The sequence below is a fragment of the Nonomuraea sp. NPDC049625 genome (assembly GCF_040675285.1).
Taxonomy (GTDB): Bacteria; Actinomycetota; Actinomycetes; order Streptosporangiales; family Streptosporangiaceae; genus Nonomuraea; species Nonomuraea angiospora_A.
In genome coordinates, this window is record NZ_JBFAOQ010000013.1 from 233,876 (window position 1) to 254,049 (window position 20,174).

At 69.3% G+C, this 20,174-nt stretch carries 19 protein-coding genes; 7 read left to right on the top strand and 12 right to left on the bottom strand.

The features are described from left to right. The first annotated feature begins 70 nt into the window (after window positions 1–70). A complete protein-coding gene (sppA, locus tag AB0J87_RS43440) occupies window positions 71–1,768 on the top strand; it encodes a signal peptide peptidase SppA (RefSeq protein WP_350729452.1) in 1,698 nt (565 codons plus the stop codon). 4 nt (window positions 1,769–1,772) lie between these two features. On the opposite strand, the gene AB0J87_RS43445 is transcribed toward sppA, so the two are convergent. The 5 genes from AB0J87_RS43445 to AB0J87_RS43465 are packed head-to-tail and all read right to left on the bottom strand — an operon-like array spanning window position 1,773 to window position 5,687. After that, window positions 1,773–2,255 (bottom strand): flavin reductase family protein, encoded by a 483-nt coding sequence (locus AB0J87_RS43445; protein WP_363976399.1) that lies wholly within the window; start codon window positions 2,253–2,255, stop codon window positions 1,773–1,775. Between the two features lie 58 nt (window positions 2,256–2,313). Next, complete coding sequence (locus AB0J87_RS43450) at window positions 2,314–3,249, bottom strand: ABC transporter substrate-binding protein (protein ID WP_363976402.1); 936 nt, start codon at window positions 3,247–3,249, stop codon at window positions 2,314–2,316. 38 nt (window positions 3,250–3,287) lie between these two features. Then, window positions 3,288–3,980 carry an ABC transporter permease gene (locus AB0J87_RS43455; RefSeq protein ID WP_355205310.1) on the bottom strand — a complete coding sequence of 231 codons (693 nt, stop codon included), beginning with the start codon at window positions 3,978–3,980 and terminating at the stop codon, window positions 3,288–3,290. Then, entirely contained in the window at window positions 3,977–4,657 is a 681-nt protein-coding gene (locus tag AB0J87_RS43460; protein ID WP_350729446.1) for an ABC transporter permease, read from the bottom strand. The genes AB0J87_RS43455 and AB0J87_RS43460 overlap by 4 nt, the downstream gene beginning before the upstream one ends. After that, window positions 4,650–5,687 carry an ABC transporter ATP-binding protein gene (locus AB0J87_RS43465; protein WP_350729444.1) on the bottom strand — a complete coding sequence of 346 codons (1,038 nt, stop codon included), beginning with the start codon at window positions 5,685–5,687 and terminating at the stop codon, window positions 4,650–4,652. Before AB0J87_RS43465 ends, AB0J87_RS43460 begins: the two co-directional genes overlap by 8 nt. Window positions 5,688–6,013: 326 nt before the next feature. Here AB0J87_RS43465 and AB0J87_RS43470 point away from each other — a divergent pair, with 326 nt between their 5' ends. Beyond that, window positions 6,014–7,846 (top strand): hypothetical protein, encoded by a 1,833-nt coding sequence (locus AB0J87_RS43470; RefSeq protein ID WP_363976407.1) that lies wholly within the window; start codon window positions 6,014–6,016, stop codon window positions 7,844–7,846. Window positions 7,847–7,933: 87 nt separating this feature from the next. Here the strand turns inward: AB0J87_RS43470 and AB0J87_RS43475 are convergent, their stop codons facing one another. Together AB0J87_RS43475 and AB0J87_RS43480 are read right to left on the bottom strand one after the other, a co-directional pair. Beyond that, window positions 7,934–8,404 carry a DUF1801 domain-containing protein gene (locus AB0J87_RS43475; RefSeq protein ID WP_350729441.1) on the bottom strand — a complete coding sequence of 157 codons (471 nt, stop codon included), beginning with the start codon at window positions 8,402–8,404 and terminating at the stop codon, window positions 7,934–7,936. 89 nt (window positions 8,405–8,493) lie between these two features. After that, window positions 8,494–8,949, bottom strand: coding sequence for a carboxymuconolactone decarboxylase family protein (locus tag AB0J87_RS43480; protein ID WP_350729440.1), 456 nt, complete (start codon window positions 8,947–8,949; stop codon window positions 8,494–8,496). 184 nt (window positions 8,950–9,133) lie between these two features. Here AB0J87_RS43480 and AB0J87_RS43485 point away from each other — a divergent pair, with 184 nt between their 5' ends. Then, window positions 9,134–11,611 (top strand): tetratricopeptide repeat protein, encoded by a 2,478-nt coding sequence (locus AB0J87_RS43485; protein WP_363976411.1) that lies wholly within the window; start codon window positions 9,134–9,136, stop codon window positions 11,609–11,611. 13 nt (window positions 11,612–11,624) lie between these two features. Here the strand turns inward: AB0J87_RS43485 and AB0J87_RS43490 are convergent, their stop codons facing one another. Then, complete coding sequence (locus tag AB0J87_RS43490; protein WP_363976414.1) at window positions 11,625–12,068, bottom strand: SRPBCC family protein; 444 nt, start codon at window positions 12,066–12,068, stop codon at window positions 11,625–11,627. A gap of 263 nt (window positions 12,069–12,331) precedes the next feature. Between AB0J87_RS43490 and AB0J87_RS43495 the strand changes: the two genes are divergently transcribed. The 3 genes from AB0J87_RS43495 (at window position 12,332) to AB0J87_RS43505 (ending at window position 15,600) form a co-directional block, all read left to right on the top strand. After that, complete coding sequence (locus AB0J87_RS43495; protein WP_363976417.1) at window positions 12,332–13,633, top strand: LamG domain-containing protein; 1,302 nt, start codon at window positions 12,332–12,334, stop codon at window positions 13,631–13,633. Between the two features lie 5 nt (window positions 13,634–13,638). After that, entirely contained in the window at window positions 13,639–14,082 is a 444-nt protein-coding gene (locus tag AB0J87_RS43500; protein WP_363976421.1) for an Rrf2 family transcriptional regulator, read from the top strand. A 156-nt stretch (window positions 14,083–14,238) separates the two neighbouring features. Continuing rightward, complete coding sequence (locus tag AB0J87_RS43505) at window positions 14,239–15,600, top strand: MFS transporter (protein WP_363976704.1); 1,362 nt, start codon at window positions 14,239–14,241, stop codon at window positions 15,598–15,600. A 523-nt stretch (window positions 15,601–16,123) separates the two neighbouring features. Here AB0J87_RS43505 and AB0J87_RS43510 read toward each other — a convergent pair. Beyond that, the gene (locus AB0J87_RS43510) at window positions 16,124–16,591 is read right to left on the bottom strand and encodes a hypothetical protein (protein WP_363976424.1); all 468 of its coding nucleotides are present in this window, start codon (window positions 16,589–16,591) and stop codon (window positions 16,124–16,126) included. A gap of 23 nt (window positions 16,592–16,614) precedes the next feature. On the opposite strand from AB0J87_RS43510, the gene AB0J87_RS43515 reads away from it, so the two are divergent. After that, entirely contained in the window at window positions 16,615–17,007 is a 393-nt protein-coding gene (locus AB0J87_RS43515) for an RloB domain-containing protein (RefSeq protein ID WP_363976426.1), read from the top strand. Window positions 17,008–17,149: 142 nt separating this feature from the next. On the opposite strand, the gene AB0J87_RS43520 is transcribed toward AB0J87_RS43515, so the two are convergent. From AB0J87_RS43520 to AB0J87_RS43530, 3 genes are all read right to left on the bottom strand, one after another. Beyond that, window positions 17,150–17,989, bottom strand: coding sequence for an alpha/beta hydrolase (locus AB0J87_RS43520; protein ID WP_363976429.1), 840 nt, complete (start codon window positions 17,987–17,989; stop codon window positions 17,150–17,152). Window positions 17,990–18,102: 113 nt separating this feature from the next. Beyond that, window positions 18,103–19,284, bottom strand: coding sequence for a DUF6596 domain-containing protein (locus AB0J87_RS43525; RefSeq protein ID WP_363976432.1), 1,182 nt, complete (start codon window positions 19,282–19,284; stop codon window positions 18,103–18,105). A 112-nt stretch (window positions 19,285–19,396) separates the two neighbouring features. Then, a complete protein-coding gene (locus AB0J87_RS43530) occupies window positions 19,397–20,101 on the bottom strand; it encodes a YciI family protein (protein ID WP_363976435.1) in 705 nt (234 codons plus the stop codon). Window positions 20,102–20,174: the final 73 nt, after the last annotated feature.

Genomic DNA, 20,174 nt, shown 5'->3' on the forward strand with positions numbered 1-20,174 from the left:
CCAGGCGGACGCCTTTATGCAGCCATAGATCCCTAAACGCATTTCGTATTGTGTCGCTTAGGGTGGCTTCATGGAGGCAGGAAAGGCGATCTTCGAAACCGTCGACAAGCTTCGTCAGCGGCGCACGGCCCCGCTGGTGCTGGAGCTCGATCTCACAGAGGGCCTCACCGAGGGCCCGCCGGCGGACCCGCTCGCCGCGGTGCTGTCCATGCGTAAGACGCGCCTGTCCGACGTCCTGTCCGGGCTCAGGCGCGCCAGGCAGGACTCCAGGGTCAAGGCGCTGGTGGTGAGGATCGGGGGCAACCCGCTGGGCCTGGCCATGGTGCAGGAGCTGCGCCAGGCGGTGATCCAGTTCAGGGCGTCGGGCAAGCTGACCGTCGCGTTCTCGGAGACGTTCGGGGAGTTCGGCGGCGGTACGGTGCCGTACTACCTGGCCACCGCGTTCGAGCGCGTCTATCTGCAGCCGAGTGGCGACGTCGGGCTGACCGGGGTGGCGCTGGAGCAGCGCTTCGTCAAGGGGGCCCTGACGAAGCTGGGTGTCGGGTACGAGGCCGGGCAGCGGCACGAGTACAAGACCGCCGTCAACACCTTCACCCAGGACCACATGACCGAGCCGCACCGCGAGTCCATGGGCCGCATCGTCGAGTCGGTCACCGAGAGCCTCAGCGCGGGCATCGCCGACGGGCGCCGGCTCGACGCGGGCAAGGTGCGGGAGCTGATCGACCGCGGCCCGTTCACCGCCTCCGAGGCGCTGGAGGCCGGGCTGGTCGACGGGCTGGCGTACCGGGACGAGGTGTACGAGCAGGTCAAGCAGGCGGCGGGCGACGACTCGCACCTGCTCTACGTGTCCAGGTACGCCAGGGGCGCGGCCGTGCGGAAGCTGCCGCACCCGACGGCGGACGGGATCGCGCTCATCCACGGCACGGGCATGATCAGGACCGGCCGCAGCGGGCGCAGCCCGCTCGGCGGGGGCGGGGCGATGGGCTCCGACACGATCAGCGCCGCCTTCCGGGCGGCCCGGCGGGACGAGCACGTCAAGGCGGTCGTGTTCCGGGTGGACAGCCCCGGCGGCTCGTACGTGGCCTCCGACACGGTCTGGCGCGAGGTGACCCTCACGCGCAAGGTCAAGCCGGTGATCGTCTCGATGGGCGACCTGGCGGCGTCCGGCGGCTACTTCGTGGCGATGGCCGCCGACGTGATCGTGGCCCAGCCCGGCACGCTGACGGGCTCGATCGGCGTGTACGGCGGCAAGCCCGTCGTCGCGGAAATGCTCGAAAAAATCGGCATAAATTCGGAAATGGTGGCGTCCGGGGCTAACGCGGGAATGTTCTCTACATCTCGCGGCTTCTCCCCCGAGCAATGGGACCGCGTGAACGCCTGGCTCGACCGTATTTACGATGACTTCGTGGGCAAGGTCGCCGCGAGTCGCGACCTGACCCGGGAACGCGCGCACGAGCTGGCCCGCGGCCGCGTCTGGACCGGCGCCGACGCGCACGCCAGCGGGCTCGTGGACGAGCTGGGCGGCCTGGAGGACGCGCTGGTCCTGGCCAGGAAGCGGGCCGGCCTCCCCGACGACGCCCCCGTACGCGCCTACCCCCGGCTCAACCCGCTGGAGCGGCTGCGCGGGCCGGACTCTAGCGAGGACAAGTCCGCCGCCCTGGCCCGCCTGCGCCTGGACGCGTGGGGCCCTCTCGCCCGCCTGTCCGCCGAGCTCGGCCTCCCCGCCGCGGGCCCGCTGCTCCTGCCCACGTGGTACGTGATCCGCTGAGCGCTCACGAGCCGATCGGGCGGTAGCGGGAGCGGAGCCGTACCAGAGGCTGGAGAGCGGCCTCGACGTAGGGGACCGCGAGGACGGTGGCGATGAAGAGGGTGTGATCCCCGGCCGGGACCACTTTGGTGGTCTCGGCCTCCAGGGCGGCCACCCCGCCCTCCACCACCAGCGCGTCCGAGTGCGTTCCCCGGTGATGCGGCGTGCCCGCCAGCAGCAGCCGGGCGCTGGGCCGACCGGCGGTGGCGAAGCGGCTGGCGATGGCCGCCTGGCCGGACGACAGGAGCGAGGCCGCCCAGCGGTCCTGCCGGAGCAGGACCTCGTTGAGGTAGCCGCCGCTGGCCAGGCTCACCAGGAGGAGCGGGGGCTCCAGCGAGACGGACATCAGCGCCGACACCGTGGTGCCCAGGTCGTCGCGCCCATCGCGTACGGTCACCACGGCCACCCCGGCCGCGAGCTGCGCCATCGCCTCCGTGAACTCGCTCACGGCACGAACCTAGCGGTGCGGGCCCCCGGACGGCGGGGACCCGCACCGGAAAACGGCGTCAGCCGAGGCTGTTGGCGGTCAGCCATTCCTTGGCCACGGTGCCGGGCTCGTCCTTGTTGACGGAGATCTTCTGCATCATGTCCAGGAGGGACTGCGTGGTGAGCTTCGCCGAGACGGCGTTCAGCGTGGTCTTGATCGTGTCGTTCGCGGCCGCCTTGTTGAGGAGCGGCGTCACGTTCTGGGCGGGGAAGATGTTCTTGGGGTCCTGCAGCGGCACCAGGTTGTTGGCCGTCATCTTGGGGTCGGTGGTGAAGACGTTGCCGACCTGGATCGTGCCGTCCTTGATCGCGTCAGCGGTGGTCGGGCCCGTGGGCTTCCACTGCTTGAACTCGATCCCGTAGACCTCCTTGAACCGCGCCTCCCACCGCTTCTTGAACTCGGGCGGGCCGCCGACGACGAAGTCCTTGGAGACCTTGGCCAGGTCCTCCATGGTGTTCAGCGACTGCTTGGTCTGGGTGTCCTTGGAGATGGACAGGCTGTCCTTGTCCTCGGCCGGGGAGGAGTCGAGCACCTCCAGCTCGGCGGGGAGCTTCTCCTTCAGCGCGGCGTTGACCTCGTCGGTGGTCGCGGCCGTGTTCTTGAGGTCGACGAAGGCCAGCAGGTTGCCGTTGTACTCGGGCACGATGGTCAGGCCACCGCTTTTGACCTGGTCGATCACGACCTCGCGGCTGCCGATGCGCGGCTTCTCCTCGACCTGCACGCCCTTGGCCTGCAGCGCCTGGGCGTAGATCGACCCGAGCAGCACGCTCTCGTCGAAGTCGAAGGATCCGATGACGGCCTTGCCCCCGCCCCCGCTCGAAGCCGAACCGCTGGGGGCCGCGCTCGAGGTGTCGAGCGGGTTGCCTCCAGTGTTGCCACCGCCGCCACCGCCACAGGCGGCCAGCGCGAGCATCGCCGAAACGAACACCCCGGCGATGCCGTACTTGCGTCCCATCTTGCTTTTCCCTTCTAAGCGGGAGGTAATACAGGAGACTATCGGACCTTCAGCCGCTGGCTCACGCCCGGGGATACCGTCACCCTCTGGGCAAGCGTGAACAATATCTGGACCATCAGGGCAAACAGCACAATCAGTACTGAACCGCCGACGACGCTCGCGTAATCCTTCGTCGCGAAACCGTCGATCACGAACCGCCCCAGACCACCGAGCCCGGTGTACGCGGCGACGGTGGTGGTGGCCACGACCTGGATCGCCGACAGCCGGCACCCCAGCAGGATCAGCGGCAGCGCGACCGGGACGAGCACCCGCCCGAGCACCTGCCCGCCGCGCAGCCCCATCCCGTACGCGGCGTCGCGCAGCTCGGGATCGACGCCCTTGATGCCCTCGAACGTGTTCACCAGGATCGGCGGCACCGACAGCAGCACCAGCGGGACGATCACCGGCAGGCTGGACGCCGTCCCCAGCAGCAGCACGAACATCACCAGCAGGCCCAGCGTGGGCAGCGCCCTGGCCAGGTTCGCGGTGACGGCGACCAGCACCTCGCCCCGGCCCGTGTGGCCGATCAGCAGCCCCAGCGGCACCGCGATCACCACGGCCAGGACCAGCGCCAGGGCCGAGAACTCCAGGTGCTCCAGCAGGCGCATGGGGATGCCGTCGGGGCCGGACCAGTTGGCGCCGTTGCCGAAGAAGTCGGCCAGCCAGCCGAAGAAGTCGGTGAGCCAGCTCACGATCCCTGCCCCCTTCGGGCCCGTACCCATGGAGTGAGCAGCCGCTGCGCCAGCACCAGCAGCCCGTCGGCGACCAGCGCCAGCGCCACGATCAGCACGATCCCGACGATCACCGGCGGCATGAACGGGTTCTGGTACGCCCGCGTGAACAGCCCGCCGAGCCCGCCCTGCCCGATCAGCGCACCCACGCTGACCAGGCTGATGCTGGAGACCGCGACCACCCGCAGGCCCGCCAGCACCACCGGGACGGCGATCGGCAGCTCGACCGCGAGCAGCCTGCGCAGCGGCGTGAAGCCCATCGCGATCGCCGACTGCCGCACGTGGTCGGGCACCGAGCCGAGCCCGTCCACGACGGCCGGGATCAGCACGGCCATGCCGTAGAAGGTCAGCGGGATGATCACCGTGGTCTGCGACAGCCCGGTCACCGAGATCAGCAGCATGAAGACCGGCAGTGAGGGGAGCGCGTAGACGACGTTCATGAAGCCGGCGGTCGGCTGGTAGAGCCAGCGCCAGCGCACGCAGGCCAGCCCCAGCGGCAGCGCGACGACCAGCGCGAACAGGATCGGCACGAGGGACATGGTCAGGTGGTCGAGGAGCAGGTTCTTGATGCTGTCGACCCGGCCGGTATCCCAGTTACGCCCGATCCATTCCCATATGGAAGGAGGGCCGTCAGCCATCTGCCGCCTCCGCGAGCGCCTTGTCGAGCGTCTCCCTGGTGGCCACGCCGACGACCTTGCCCTGCTCGTCCACGGCCACCGCGCAGCCGGACGGCGACAGCAGCGCCGCGTCGAGGGCCGTGCGCATGGAGTCGCGCCCGTACACGAACGTCCCGTACGGCTCCAGCTCGTCGGGCCGCTCCCGGGAGACCCACCCGGTCGGCCTGCCGTCCTCCATGACCAGCCGCCACGGGTCGTCCGCGGTGTCGGTCAGGTCGGTACGCAGCCGCAGCCCGCCCGTCGAGATGAACTGCAGCCGCCGGATCCCCCGGTCGTGCCCCAGGAACTCCTTCACGAAGTCGTCGGCCGGCTCCGACAGCAGCGTCTTGGGAGCGGCGAGCTGCGCCAGCTTGCCGCCCACCCGCAGCACCGCCACGCGGTCGCCCAGCTTGATGGCCTCGTCGATGTCGTGCGTGACGAACACGATGGTCTTGTTCAGCTCGGACTGGAGCCTGAGCAGCTCGTCCTGCAGGCTCGTGCGCACGATGGGGTCGACCGCGCTGAACGGCTCGTCCATGAGCAGCACGGGCGGGTCGGCGGCCAGCGCCCTGGCCACGCCCACGCGCTGCTGCTGCCCGCCCGAGAGCTGGAAGGGGTAGCGACCGGCCAGCGCCGGGTCGAGGCCCACCCGTTCGAGCAGCTCCATGGCTCTGGCGCGGGCCTTCTTCTTGTCCCAGCCGAGCAGGTACGGGACCGTGGCGATGTTGTCCACGATCTTGCGGTGCGGGAACAGGCCGGCCTGCTGGATGACGTACCCGATGCCGCGCCGCAGCGTCGGCGGGTCGATGCCCTGCACCGGCGTGCCGTCGAGGAGGATCTGGCCCTCGGAGGCGTCGATCATCCGGTTGATCATCCGGAGGGATGTGGTTTTTCCGCAGCCCGAGGGGCCGACGAGCACGGTGATCTCTCCCGTGGGCGCCTCGAGGTCGAGACGGTCCACGGCGACCGTTCCGTCTGGGTAGCGTTTGGTGACAGCGTCGAATGTGATCACGCGCGAACTCTCGCTTCAGGCTTCTGTGGCAGGGGCCGCAGCCCCCGTGCCACGACCGCCGCATGATCTATCGCAGCACAGACTACGGCGCTCCGGACCACCGTGTCGTCCTGGGATCCAGCTGAAACGCTTCAGTTGAGCTGGATATTTACCCCAAATGTTGAAGTGGTAGTGCGCCGGACCGTGGTGTCTTGGCATGATTACCTCCACGAACTTCTGACCTATACCTCCACAAAGTCCTGACGAACACCCCGAACGAAATTCACGAACTTCAGCCCCGCACCCCTCACCCTCAGCGTCCGCTCACAGCAAGAGGATCCGGCCCCGTGTCTCAGCCGCTCACCGATCAGCGCCGACGCGCCGAGTTGATCGCAGAGCTCTACGACCGCCATGCCGCTGGGCTGTTCGCGTACTGCGCTGACCAGCTCGGCGACCTAGGCTCCGCGTCCGACGTACTGGTGACCTTGTTCTCCAGCGTCGCCGGCGTTCCCTCCGCCGCCGAAGCGCCTCGCGCCGCTCTCTACGCGTTCGCCCGCCGCGAGATCCACCGGCGGGACATCGTCTTCGCGCCCCCCTCCATCGATCCGCTGATCGACCCCGCCTCCGCCCTCGTCGAGCGCACCTTCCGCGAACTGCGACCACACCAGCGTGAAGTGCTGGTGCTGTGCGCGGTCTGCGGGATGAGCAAGGCGGAGCTGGCGTGGGTACTCGACGTCGCCCCCGACACCGCCGAGGAACTGGCGGTAGGGGCGGCCCACCACTTCCGGCACGCCTTGGTGACGGCGCTGTCCTCCACCGGGGTCCGCGTGCCCAAGCCGGTGGCGGACGTGTACGGCGCCCTGGGCGTGGCCCCGCTCGCCGACATCATCGGCCGCCTCCCCTGGGCGCAGCCGCCCGGAGCCCTCCGCATCCACTTCGCGGGCTCCCGTTCCGCCAGCCCCGGCCCTCTCTTCGTCAAGCCCCGCTGGCCCAGCCCGCCGATGTGGCCCCAGCCCCTGGCTGACGGGGACCCGGCGACCAGCACGGTCATCTTCCCGGCCGAGCTGCTGACGCCGCCGTCACCGTCGCAGGTGCCCGAGCACGCCGCCACCACGGCCCCGATGCCCAAGCTGAACAACTCCCCGGAGTCCGCACCGCGCCGCGGAGAATTCCCGGCCTCGCACGTCCCCTTCGGAGAAGCCCCGACCTCAACGCCACGCTCGTTCTTCGGAGAGAGCCGGAGCTCGACTCCGGTCTCCTTCTTCGGAGACGGCACGGCCTCGACCGCCCGCTCCCCCCTCAGGGACCCGTTGGCCTCCGCCCAGCGTCTGCACGATCCGCTGGGCCCCACCCCGTCTCTCAGAGATCCTCTGGCGGCGGTGGACGGCGCACGGCCCGACCAGCCCGGCACACCACACACAGCTCCACCCTTCGCAGGGAGGACCCCAGTGCCGCCTTACATCCATCCGTTCTTCCAGGACCCGCCCGACGAGCCTTTCGGCGGTCTGGAGCCCTTCGCGACCGGCGACGTGATCTTACCCAGGGACACCCCTGAGCCCTTCGCGACCGGCGACGTGATCCTGCCCAGAGATGTCCCGAGGCCGTTCTCGGACGACGATGACGGCGACATCCTGGCCCCCAGGGACCCGCACCCCGACGTACTGGTGCACAAGGGCCCCGCCCGCCCGCTCCAGCAGCCGCCGCGGACGAACGAGCCGGCCCGCGACGCGGCGCCCCTCTTCCGCCCCCGCCCCAAGTCGGCCAGGCGCACCAAGCCCGCCAAGTCCTCCGAGCCGGCCAGGCGCACCCCCAAGCCGGCCGAGCCCACGAGGCCCGCCGAACCGGTCTACCGCCTGCCCCTGTACGACAAGGCGCCCCCGAAGCCCCCCACCCTCCCCAGGCCCTCCTCCTCATCGAGCAGGAGAACCCCTGCTCCACCTGACGAGGAACCCCAAGGGACCTTCGCCTCGCTGGCCCCGGAGCCCTCTCTCCTGGCCCCGCGCCCGGTCCGCGCCCGTCCGGTGCCCAAGAAGCGCCCGGCGTACACGGCCCGGCCCGAGAAGCCCCGCCGCCGCCAGGACCGGCACTTCGACTGGGCCTGGGAGGTCGTCGGGTTCCTGATCTGCGTGGCGATCGCCATGATCGTCTTCTTCTCGATGCCCGCGTTCCTCCACCCGTGAGGTGCGTCGTCGTATCGGCTCGGCAACTGACCCCGTCGAGCCGATCGTCGGACGTGACGCGCATCCCCTTCGCGCCGACACGAGTCCTCAGCTCGCCGCCCGCTTCACGAGCGCGCTGATCCTCGCCTCGTCGTCGGCGGTCAGCTCCGTCAGTGCGAAGGCGGTCGGCCACATGGTGCCGTCGTCGAGGTTCGCCGGGTCGTTGAAGCCGAGAGTCGCGTACCTCGTCTTGAACTTCTGGGCGGGCTGGAAGAAGCAGACGATCTTGCCGTCCTTCGCGTAGGCGGGCTGCCCGTACCAGAGCTTCGCCGTCAGGGACGGAGCGTCGGCCTTGACGATGGCGTGGATCCGCTCGGCGATGACCCGGTCCGCCTCCGCCATCTCGGCGATCTTCTCGAGCACGTCCCGCTCCGTGTCGGCCTTCGCGCCCGAACCGCGGCGCGCGGCCTTCTTCAGCTCCTGGGCGTGCTCCTTCATCGCGGCTCGCTCGTCGTCGGTGAACCCGTCGAACTTGCCGGCGGCCGCGGTGCTCTTGGTGGCCTTCTTCGTTTCGCTCATGGTGAGAATCTCCTTGTCTGCGAGTCATCTGTCCTGCTGGGTGGCCCCGGGCGACGGATCAGTGGATGTCGCCCGGGGACCGGCGTGCCCTACCCCCACGCGCCGGCGATCTGCCGGGTGGTGGCGTTGAGCCGGTTGAACATGTTGGTGACGCCGATCATCAGGACGATCGCGGCCAGCTGCTTCTCGTCGAAGTAGGTGGCGGCGCTGTCCCAGACCTCGTCGTTGACCGCGTCGGCGCGGTCGGCCAGCCGGGTGGCGGCCTCGGCCAGCGCGAGCGCCGCCCGCTCCTCATCGGTGAAGTACGGGGTCTCCCGCCAGGCGGCGACCGTGGCCAGCTTCTCCTCGCTCACCCCGGCCTTGCGGGCCGTCTTGACGCCGCCGTCCACGCAGGCGCTGCAGCCGTTGATCTGGCTGACCCGCAGGTGCACCAGCTCCAGCGTCTGCCCCTCGACCCCGCCGGAGTGCACGGCCTTGAAGATGTCCTGAATGGGCTGCATCGCGCCGGACAGGATGACGGCGGGGTTCTGCATACGGGACTGCATCGGGTTTTCCTCTTTCAGGTCTGTGCCCCGTTCCCTCGGGGGCGTGACTCCATGACAGCCTGTGGAGGGCTACGATGACGACGTCCATGGGACACTCTGGGACAGTTGATGTGCCTCTGACCAGCGGTGATCGCCTTCGAGAAGTTTCCGCCGGTGTGGGACAGAAAGACAGGGAACGGTGGCTGTGCACCAGAAGGCAGCGAAGGCCGACCCGAAAGACGAGCTGGCCGCCCGCCTGCGCCTGCTCCAGGAGCTGTCGGAGCGCGGCGTGCGGGCCCTGGCCCGGGACGCCGGCCTCAGCTCGTCGTCACTGTCGCGCTACCTCAGCGGCCAGACGTTGCCGCCCTGGCCCGCCGTGGTCGCGCTCTGCCGCCTCCTCAAACGTGACCCCCGCCCGCTGCGCCCCCTGTGGGAACGGGCCTCCAACCCCCTGCCGGCTCCCCCGAAGACCAGCCGCCAGGTCCAGCCCCCGTCGCCACCCGCGGGAGCTCCGCGCCCGCCCCGCAACGACCTGCCGCGCGACGTGCCCGACTTCACCGGACGCGAAGCCCAGCTCGCCGCCGTGCTCGCCGGCGTGGACAGCAGCCGAGTGGTCGCCATCGACGGCATGGCGGGCGTCGGCAAGACCTGCCTGGCGGTGCACGCCGCGCACCGGCTCGGCGCCGACTACCCCGACGCGCAGCTCTACCTGGACCTGCACGGGTTCACCGCCGGCCGGGAGCCGCTCGGTCCCGATCCCGCGCTGCGGGCCCTGCTCGCCGCCCTCGACGTCCCCTCGGAGAAGATCCCGCAGGAGGGCGGCATCGAGCCGCTGGCCGCCTGCTGGCGCTCCGAGCTGGCCCACCGGCGGGCCGTCGTGGTCCTCGACAACGTCGCCGACGCCGACCAGGTCCGCCCGCTGCTGCCCGGCGCCGGTCCCTCCGTGGCCCTGATCACCAGTCGCAACCGGCTGCTGGGCCTGGACGAGGTGCCCCCGGTGTCGCTGGACGTGCTGACCCCGCAGGAGAGCGCCGAGCTGCTGGCCCGCGCCAGCGGCGACCCGGGCGAGCCCGACAGCCGGCTGGCCCGCGACCCGGAGTCCGCCGCCGAGGTGGTACGGCTGTGCGGCCAGCTGCCGCTGGCCCTGCGGCTGGCCGCGGCCCGGCTGCGGCACCGGCCGGGCTGGACCGTGGGCATCCTCGTCGAGCGGATGGCGGAGGGGGCCACCGAGTTCGACACGGCGTTCGCGATGTCCGTACGGCAGCTGGACCGGACGCAGCGCCGCTTCTTCCGGTTGCTGGGCCTGATGCCCGGCTCGACCTTCGACGAGTACGTGGCGGCGGCGCTGGCGGACATACCGCTGCGCAGCGCCCGGGCGATGCTGGAGGACCTGCTCGACGCGCACCTGGTCCAGCAGCCGGCGGCCGGCCGCTACCGCCTGCACGACCTGGTGCGCCAGCACGCGCGCCGGGCCGCCGCCGAGCAGGACTCACCGGCGGACCTGGAGCAGGCGCTGGGCCGGGTGCTCGACTACTACGTGCACGCGGCGGCCGCCGGTGACGCCGCGATGTCGTACCTGTCTCCCGTCCGGGAGGTCTCCGCGGGCCGGCCCCCGGCCGAGCTGCCGCGGTTCGCCGGCAAGCACGCGGCCCTCTACTGGTTCGCCACCGAGTACACCAACCTGATGGCCGTCTTCGAGGCTGCCGTCGCGGCCGGAGCCGACGCGCACGTGTGCGAGCTGCCGCGCTTCATGCGGGCGTTCTTCGCGCGGCGCTGCGGCACGACGCACCTCAACGTCCTGTTCGAGCGGTCGCTGGTGGCCGCGCAGCGCCTGGGCGATCCGGTACAGCTGGCCGAGGCGCACAGCGACCTGGGTTTCGCCCGGTACAACGCGGGCCGGATGGCGGAGGCGGAGGCCGCGTACGAGGCGGCGGCGCCGCTGGTGTCCCAGACCGGGGACACCAGGTCCGAGGCCGAGCTGACCATGCGCCGCGGCTACCTGAGGTGGGACGAGGGCTACGTCGAGGAGCCGCTCGACCTCTTCCGGCTGGCCGGCAAGCTGTACGCGGACGCCGGCTGCCCGATGGGCACGGTCCATGCGACCGCGTACGAGGCCTGGGCGATGCTGCAGCTGGGACACCACGAGGAGGCGGCGCGGCTGGCCCGCGTGGCACTGGACATGCCGCACGCCGACCCCGCGTGGCCGCCCACGCTGACGGCCAGGATCACCCTCGGCGTGGCCATCGCCCCCGAGGCGCCCGGCGAGGCGCTGGAGCACCTGGAACAGGCGCTGACGCTGGCCCGCGAGGACGGCCACAAGCACAACGAGGCGTGGTGCCTCAACTGCATGGGCGTGGCGCTGCGGCAGATGGGCCGGTACGAGGAGGCGCTCGCGAGCCACCGTCAGGCGTTCGCGCTGCTGGACGAGCTGTTCGAGGAGCATTGGAAGATCCATTTCCTCAACGGCTACGCCGAGACCTGCCGGCTGGCGGGCCTGCCCGAGGAGGCCCTGCGCCTGCACCGGCAGGCGCTGGAGCTGGCCCCGAAACTGGGATACCGGTACGCGGAGGCCCTGGCCCACGAGGGGATCGCCGCGGTCCTCGACGAGAGCGACCCGCCCACGGCCGCCGAACACCGCGCGGCCGGTCAGGCCATCCTTCAGGAGCTCAAACCGGAGACCTGACGCGACCAGCCGTTCACGTCAGTCGTGGGGCTCGGCCGACGAGGATGTCCGCGCGGGCGGCTTGCACCTGGCGGGCCTTGCGGGCGGCGTACCGCAGCACCGGCCCCAGTGTCGCGTGCACCGTCAGCACGTCCTCGACAGCGGTCCCCATGCCGTCCGCGGTCAGCCCGAACCGGTAGCCGAGCCGCACTCCGCCCGGGCTGTCCACCTCTCCCTCGATACCTTCCTCGGTGGCGCGTAACGTCACCTCGATCAGGTTGTCGTACTTCACCAGGCCGAAAAAGCGGAACCGCTCCACGGCCACGAACCGCGTCTCGCCGGGCTCCCGGCGAACGTCGCGTACCGCCACCACGAGCGGCGACAAGCCGACGTAGTTCGACGGCTCGCTGAGGTGCGCGAGCACCGCGGGCGGCGGAGCAGGAACGTGAAAAGCGTGACGGAGCACGGTGCCCGGCATCGTTCACCTCACAGTCGTCGAAGGACTGCAACCGAGTATGACGCCGGGACCGCCCCGAACCGTTCGGCGAGGCGGGCCACCGCGGCGGCTGTCTCCACGCAGATTCGGTCCTGTAAAAACCTTTGCGCAGCATGAACAGAACCCTGGACTCCCGGTTCGGGGGCGGGTAAAAATCCGATCGCCCATCCGAAGATCGTGGAGACGCCACCGGCGCCCACCCCGCGACGCTGTACGGGGCCACGTGGACGACCGGTAAGACGGGCATGGGGCTGAAGCTGGCCAACGCCTACGCCCAGACCTCCGGCCCGATCACCGACACCGGCCGCAACTTCATCGTCACCGCCTGGGCCCGCCTGACCGGCAACGCCGCGACCGCCACCGTCGTCACCCAGGAAGGCGCCAGGACCGGCGGCTTCACGCTCCAGTACTCGAAGCCCGACGACCGCTGGGCGCTGGTCCGCGCGGGCTCCGACGCCGACGGCGCCGCGACGGTCAAGGCCCTGTCGGCCGCCGCACCCAGGCTGAACGAGTGGACCCACCTGGCCGGCGTCTACGACTCCGCCGCCCGCCAGATCTCCCTCTACGTCAACGGCAGGCTCGAATCCACGGTCGCCGCCACCTCACCGTGGAACGCGGCCGGACCCCTCACCATCGGCCGCGGCAAGATCAACGGCGCAGCGGCGGACCCCTGGACGGGCGACCTCGACGAGGTCCGCGTCTACGGCCGCGCCATGTTCGCCGACGAACTCGCCGACCTGGTCAACAGCGCTGCCACGCTGGTCGGCCACTGGACGCTGGACGAGGAGTCCGGCCTGACAGCCGCCGACTCGTCGGGCAGGGCAACACCCGCGACCCTGTCGGGCGCAGCCTCGTGGACGGCCGGCTGGCTGGACGGCGCGCTCGCGCTCGACGGCGTCAACGGCTACGCCCAGACCACCGCCCCCGCCATCGGCACCAGATCCAGCTTCACCGTGGCCGCCTGGGTCCAACTCGACTACCTGCCCACCACCGACACCGCCGCCGTGGCCCAGCCCGGCAGCCGGACAGCCGGATTCCAGCTCGGCTTCGACAAGGAACAACAACGGTGGACCCTCGGCATGAGAGCAGCCGACACCGACACCGCCACCCTCGTACGCACCCGCTCCGACGCCATCCCCAACCCACTGGAGTGGACCCACGTCGCCGGCGTCTACGACGCGCTGGCCGGGGACCGTGGACGACGTCCGCACGTACGACGGCGTGCTGAGCGCCGAGCAGATCGCTCAGCTGGCCGCCCAGTAAGACCCGCTCAACACCGCCGGCCGCCGCGATCAGGGCAGCCGGCGGTCCTCAGAGCTCACCGACCGCGAGGCGGCAGCGATCGACGGGCTCGGACACCTCTACATCGTCGTCGGCTCCACCTTCCTGGTCGAGTTCGAGGACCAGCGGCTGTCCGGATGGGACAGGCTGATGCGGCTCAACCCGGACTCAGCCATGACCGTCTGCCACACGGCCGCCCGGGATTGACGGACGGCCATACCGCAACTAGCTTGGTTGCAGTATGGCGGATGTCGACCGAAGGGTGAGAGCAGTGAGCCTCAGCAGTAGGAGTGCCGTCGCGATTCATGCGCTCACGATGTTGGGTCGCTGGGATCGCTCGCTGACCTCGACCGAGATCGCCGACAGTCTGGCGAGCAATCCCGTACTCGTGCGACGCATCCTCGGCAGCCTGCGGGATGCGGGTCTGGTGTGGTCGACGGAAGGTCGCGGGGGCGGATGGTCGCTCGCTCGTCCCGCTCGTGAGATCACGCTCTACGACGCGCATGTCGCCGTAGAGGCAGGGCCGGTCCTGTCGCGGCACGCCCATCCACCCAGCGATGCGTGCGAGGTCGGCCGCCACATGCAGACCCTCCTTGAGACGGAGTTCCGGGAGGCCGAACAGGCCATGCAGGAGCGACTGGCTCAGACGACCATCGCCCACCTGGTCCATCAGGTGCTGACCGAAGAGCGAAAACCGGCGACACGGCACCGGTAGCTGGATAACGGCGGAGAGGACGTCTCCGCCGTTTCTCTTCATCTTAACTGTAACCAATCTGGTGGCAGTAATGGCCACGCGGAGGGACGCTGAATGACAGCCGCATCGACCAGAACAGGACGAACTGGTTCCGCGCCGACACTGCTGGCTGTGTTGATGCCGGCGATGCTCGCCACGGTCATCGCCAGTGACATGGTCAATCTGATGCTCCCCTCGATCGGCGAGGAGTTCGGGGCTTCGGAGGCCGAGCTCGCCTGGGTTGTCACCGGTTTCCTGCTGATGTTCTCGGTCGGCATCCCGTTCTACGGCCGCATCTCTGACCGGGTCAGTCTGCGGCGTCTGTTCTGCTTCGCTTTGGTGACTTACGCCGCGGGGAGCCTGATCTCCGCGCTTGCGCCGGGGCTCCTGGTGCTCGTGCTCGGACGGATCGTGATGGGGGTGGGCGCGGCTGGGTTGCCCGTGCTGTCGATCATCGCCGTCACCAGGCTGATGCCTGAGGACAAGCGAGGGATGGGGATCGGCGTCGTGTCCGCGGCCACAGGGATCGGCACCGCCGCAGGACCGGCCATCGGTGGTGGGCTCGGCCAGTTCGTCGGCTGGCCCGCACTGTTCTGGATGATGCTCGTGGTCGCGCTGGCGCTGGTTCCCGCGGCGTGGCGCGTGCTACCAGGCGAGCGCCCGGCCGGCGCGGGCCGCTTCGATCTTCCGGGTGGCATCCTGCTCGGACTCGGCGCCGGGCTCATCCTGTTCGGGATCACCCAGGCACAGGCCGCCGGTGTCGCGACCCCGTCGTCCTGGGGCAGCCTAGCGGTGGCTGTGGCGGCGTTCGTGCTGCTCGGGTGGCGCACGGTCCGCCTCGCGGATCCGTTCGTCCCGCCCGCACTGTTCGGCAGCCCGATCTACCGGGCCGCGGTCGTCGTCGCGTTCCTGGCCATGGTCGTCAATCTGGGTGGCATGGTGTTCGTTCCGCTGCTCGTGGTCGACGTCAACGGTCTCGAACCGGGCGCGGGTGCCCTGGTGATGATCCCGGCCGGAGTCGCGGTCGCCGCCCTCTCACCGTTGATCGGTCGCCTCGCCGACCGCATCGCCACCCGACTGCTCGTGCTGCCGGGGCTGGTGGCCGTAGGGCTGTTCTCCCTGTTCCTCTCGACCTTCGCGGGAGGCAGTTCGGTGATCCCCGCAGGGCTCGGGATCCTCGGACTCAGTGTCGGCTTCTTCTTCGTGTTGACCCCGATCATCAGCGCGGCTGCGAGTGCGCTTCCGCCCGGCCAGGCCGGCGTCGGGCTCGGAATCCTGCAAGGAGCCCAGTTCCTCGGCGCAGGCACCGGCCCCGCTCTCCTCGGCGTGCTGGTGACCGCGCGGCAGCAAACCGGCGCTGATGCCTTCAACCCCCTCCATACCGGGCAAGACGGTGCTGCCTATTCCGATGTCTTTCTGGCCATGGCCGTGATCGCCGTCCTCGCAGTGATCGCCGCGTTCAGGATGCGTCCAACAGCCACCGCGGATACGAAGGGGTAAGGCGCCGGCGATCGGGTTTCTCATGAGCGACAGGTCGTCAGGTTCCGCATGGGCATTGAGCTCGAGGCCGCTGTCGACCACCCGGGAAGACAATAAGGCGCTCGCGGTCCTTGCCATCCTTAAGATCGAGGAGCTCGCTTGCGATGACCTCACCGTCGGCCAGTTCATGGGCCCCTGACCGCCGAAAAGTCAGCGGCTCTCCATCCCAGGATGTGGAGACCAGGACGTTCGAGAACGTCACGCCGTTGCCGCTCGCGAGTTGGCGGCGCAGTGCGGCGACAGGGTCGAGGCGAGCCTCGGCTACGGCTGACGGTGGGACGATCACGGCAACGGACGTGATCGTCAGGGCAAGCGCCCAAAGCCTCATGCGGTCGTCTTCCTCGAAAACGGGGCCAGGCCGGATGATCAGCGCAGGCGGAGATCTCGTCCCGGTATCGACGCTTCACGCCGCTGTCCGCACATCCGAACCATGATCGCGAAGTGTCACTGGAGTACTGGGCGAGAAGTCGGAGCTCACGCGTTCTCATGTTGTGAAACCGAGTAGCTGAAGGCCGGGATGGCTGCGGTAGTGGTCGGTGGCGGCGGCGATGTTGGTCCAGCCGGTCAGGCGGGCCAGGCCGATTGCCAGGTTGCGGAGGCCGGCCATGATTCGGGGTGCGTTGCCCGTCCGGATGCGGGAGGCGTCTTCGCGGTAGGTGAAGTCGCGGATGTGGTGCAGGGCTTCGATGCTCAGTGGCCGCGGATCAGCGCGGCGAGTTGAGCGTGGGTGATCCGGCCCAGTGGGAGGCTGGTGACGGCGTAGATCATCACGATGGTGGCTTTGCCAGTCTTGTGGTCGGTACGGCGGCATTTGACCTGGATGGCCTGGGTGGCGTGGGGGGAAGGGCAGGTGCGGGCGGGCGGTGCAGATCTTCATGCGGCGGATCTCGCGGCGGCCGTGTCCGGTTTCGTCGGTGCGATCGTTGAGGATCGCTGCGACTGGCGTAGACAACCGACGATCATCGGGGGTCGCGTTTGTCATTCGCCCCCCGGGGTGCCCCTCAACCACCGCCGCGTCATGCCCCGCAGGCGCCCACCAGCCGAGAACGCTTCGGCCCTGATCAGTGGGAGGACAAACCGCGGGCGGTCAAGACGGCCGCAGAGGCTGGGATCGAGCTCGCGTTTTCACACCCATCATTTGACCTGCGGCTCCTGCTGCACTTTCAGCCATTCGGAGGAGCTCAGGGCGGCAGCAGCAAGCTCGAGATCGAGAAGCTGCGACAGGCCAAGGACTCGGACGCCTTCAAGAACTACGACAAAGGGAGCGACAAGAGCATCAGAGGTCCTCGACGCGATGCTTTGAAGGGACGGGCGGATGCGGTGGCGCATGCTCGGCGATTGGCGGTCTCCTGCTCCCACAGGGTGTAGGCCTGCTCATGCGAAGACCGAGCCGATCGACCGCGATGCCGAACCACAGTCCCCCAGGAGTGGGCGGCCCGCTCCGGTCACGCCCTGTCCTTCAGCGTGATCCGTCCACCGACGTATGGCGCCTGCTGGTTGCGCTGGGTATTCACACAGACGGAATTACTTTCGTCGCTCTGGTTAGGACGTTGATGAGGGTGGTGGCAAACTCGGCGGGCTGGGACCAGTAGCCAGTGTGGTCGCCCGGGAAATCGATCACGTGTTTCCCCCAGCGGTCGGCCAGGGCAAGGCTGGGACGGTAGGCAAAGTGCTGACGGGAGTCCCGGCCACCGGCCATCACGATCCGCTCCCGCTGGGCGTCGAGGGTCACCAGATCGGGACGATGACCGGGTGCCTGCCGTACTTCGTGGTCAAGGAAGAAGCCGATGTTGGCCGACAGGCGGTGGATCAGTTCGGGGTCGATGTGAGCCGGCCGCTGGAGCGCGTCCAGGCCGATACCCGTCATGAACATCCGCATCGCCGGCTCCGCGCCGTCCCGTCGGTAGGTGTCGTACACCTCCTGGAAGAACGTCCGCCACCTGGGTGCATCGGCCAGCACCTCCGCCAGGGGCGGCTCATGGGCGATCAGCCTGGTGACCAGGTCAGGGCTCTGGCTGATCAGAGCGAGTCCGATGACCGCGCCCGCGCTGCTGCCGAAGACCTGCGCCCGCCCCCTTGCAACCGCCCGCAGTAAGCGACGCGCGTCGTCGACGTGGGTATCGCCCCAGGCGCTGTTGTCGAATGATCCGTTGACGGTGCTTCTGGAGAACCCTCGCCGGTCGTAGGTGATGACGGCGTAACGAGGGGCGAGTAGGTCCGCGACGGCGTCGAACAGGTCGGCGTCGCCGTTGCTCCCAGGGATCAGCAGGAGCGCGGGCCCCTGCCCGCGCACCTGGTAGTGGAGGCGGGCACCGGGCACGTCCAAGGTGTGGGTCTGCTTGACGGGCATGGCGATGATCCTTTCCTTGCTTACCTGTCGTAAGGTAAGCAAGGCTACTAACCGGCCGTCAAGTAAGTTGCCCCGCAATCGTGAATTTACGGACGGCGGGCATGCTCCAACGACTAGCCCGAGCCTGTCCTGCCTGCCAGTTCCGTAAGCCGGCGTTCTAGGAAGCGCCGTTCGGCGCCATCATCGGTGAGTTGTCTCGCACGTCGATAGGCGTCACGCGCCTCGTCGGTGCGCCCGAGGCGTCGCAAGAGTTCGGCCCTGGTCGAGTGCAGGTAACGGAAGTCGTCAAGACCGAGTTGGTCGACGATGCGCAGACCGGCCTCGGGGCCTTCGGCCTCGGCGATCGCGATGGCGCGGTTGAGCTCCACGATCGGCGAGCCGGTCAGGCGGGCGAGCCGGCCGTACAGGGCCGCGATCTGCGCCCAGTCGCACGGCACCTCGGCGTGCAACGAAGCGATGGCGGCCTGCAGGACATAGGGCCCGCGGCCGCGCAGGGCGATCGCCCGGTCGAGCTCCGCGCGTCCGGCGGCGATCTGCTCGTTGTTCCAGCGTGACCGATCCTGGTCGTCGAGCAGCACGAGCTCGCCGTCGCTGAACCGCGCCTCGCGACGGGAGTCGTGCAAGAGCATCATCGCCAGCAGCCCATGAACCTCGGGGTCGTCCGGAAGCAGTTCGGTCAGCGCGCGTCCCAACCAAAGCGCCTCCGCCGCCAGCTCGTCGCGGCCGCCGTAGCCCTCGTTGAAGATCAGGTAGACGACGGCGAGAACGGCGTCGAGCCGCTCGCGGAGCAGGTGAACCGGTGGCACGCGAAAGGGGATCCCCGCTGCTTTGATCTTGCGCTTGGCCCGCACCAGCCGCTGCGCCATCGTGCGCTCCGGCACCAGGAAGGCACGGGCGATCTCGTCGGTGCTGAGCCCGCCAAGGGTGCGCAGGGTGAGCGCCACCTGCGCCTCGATCGCGAGCGCCGGGTGACAGCAGGTGAAGATGAGTTCCAGGCGCTCGTCGGGAAACGTCATGGCGTTCATCGGCACCTCCGTACGATTGCCGGCGACGAGCAGGCCGAATTTGGTCGCGAGGGACCGGTCGCGGCGGATGCGATCCGTCGCTCGGTTCCGAGCCGTCGTCATCAGCCAGGCGCGCGGGTTGCTCGGGACTCCGTCGCGTTCCCACCGGTCGGCGGCGATCGCGAACGCCTCCTGCGCGGCTTCCTCGGCGACGTCGAAGTCGCCGAGGAAGCCGATCAAGGTGGCTAGGACACGGCCCCATTCCTCGCGGAAGACCTGTTCTAGCGTCACTACCAATGCACGTCCAAGGGGTGGATCTCGATGGCCGCGTCGAGGTCGTCGGGCTCGAGGATGAACCAGCCGCCTACGGCCACCTTCATCCCGACGAACGGGCCGTCCGTTGTCAGGAGGTTTCCTTCGACCAGTACACCTCTGAGGGACGGATCTCGATGGCGCCACCGTAGCGTGCCGCAGGGTGACGGGCGGCCAGCTCGATGGCCGCGTCGAGGTTGTCCGCCTCGAGGATGAACCAGCCGCCCAGGGCCTCCTTCATCCCGACGAACGGGCCGTCCGTCGTCAGGGTCTTGCCGCCTTCGACCCGCACGGTGGTCGCGTTCTCGGGCAGGCCCATCGGCACCCCGGGGGTGACGCCCGGCGTCTGATTGATCCCTTGGTAGTCGGCGTAGACCTGCTTCCGCTCCTCCTCGGACAACATGGCCTGTCCCTCAAGCGCGGCGCCCTGAAAGATCAGCATGACGTACTTCATCGTTTCCTCCTCGTCGCTACCAGGTTGGTCGCGCAGTAAGACGAACGGCGAGCCATGAAATCGACAGGGCGACTGGAAATCTTTCTCGCCTCGGCCCGGTTCTGGCACGTGACCAGGCGGCTCGGCGAGATCAGCGTGCTCGTGCTGATCGTGGGCGGCACCTGTGATCAGCCCGTTCCGCCTGATCCGGTCCACGCCACCGCATCCGGAATTTCGGAAGCGCGCCTGGTCTTCCTTCCAGGTCGAGGGTATGTCACCGTGCTTTTGAAGTCGGGTCAACGGCATGGCCCGCGGTACGTCGGTCGGGGTGAGCGTCACTCCGCCCACCGCTTCGCCGGTCAACGGGTCAGTCGGCCCGCCGCTTCGCCGGTCAACGGGTGAGGTGACCGGCGAGCGGAGCGAGCAGGGGTTTCGG

Coding starts and splice junctions, on each gene's coding strand:
- sppA (WP_350729452.1), top strand. CDS start 71: ATGGAGGCAGGAAAGGCGATCTTCGAAACCGTCGACAAGCTTCGTCAG.
- AB0J87_RS43450 (WP_363976402.1), bottom strand. CDS start 3,249: ATGGGACGCAAGTACGGCATCGCCGGGGTGTTCGTTTCGGCGATGCTC.
- AB0J87_RS43460 (WP_350729446.1), bottom strand. CDS start 4,657: ATGGCTGACGGCCCTCCTTCCATATGGGAATGGATCGGGCGTAACTGG.
- AB0J87_RS43475 (WP_350729441.1), bottom strand. CDS start 8,404: ATGAGCGAAACGAAGAAGGCCACCAAGAGCACCGCGGCCGCCGGCAAG.
- AB0J87_RS43480 (WP_350729440.1), bottom strand. CDS start 8,949: ATGCAGTCCCGTATGCAGAACCCCGCCGTCATCCTGTCCGGCGCGATG.
- AB0J87_RS43490 (WP_363976414.1), bottom strand. CDS start 12,068: ATGCCGGGCACCGTGCTCCGTCACGCTTTTCACGTTCCTGCTCCGCCG.
- AB0J87_RS43495 (WP_363976417.1), top strand. CDS start 12,332: ATGGGGCTGAAGCTGGCCAACGCCTACGCCCAGACCTCCGGCCCGATC.
- AB0J87_RS43505 (WP_363976704.1), top strand. CDS start 14,239: ATGCCGGCGATGCTCGCCACGGTCATCGCCAGTGACATGGTCAATCTG.
- AB0J87_RS43520 (WP_363976429.1), bottom strand. CDS start 17,989: ATGCCCGTCAAGCAGACCCACACCTTGGACGTGCCCGGTGCCCGCCTC.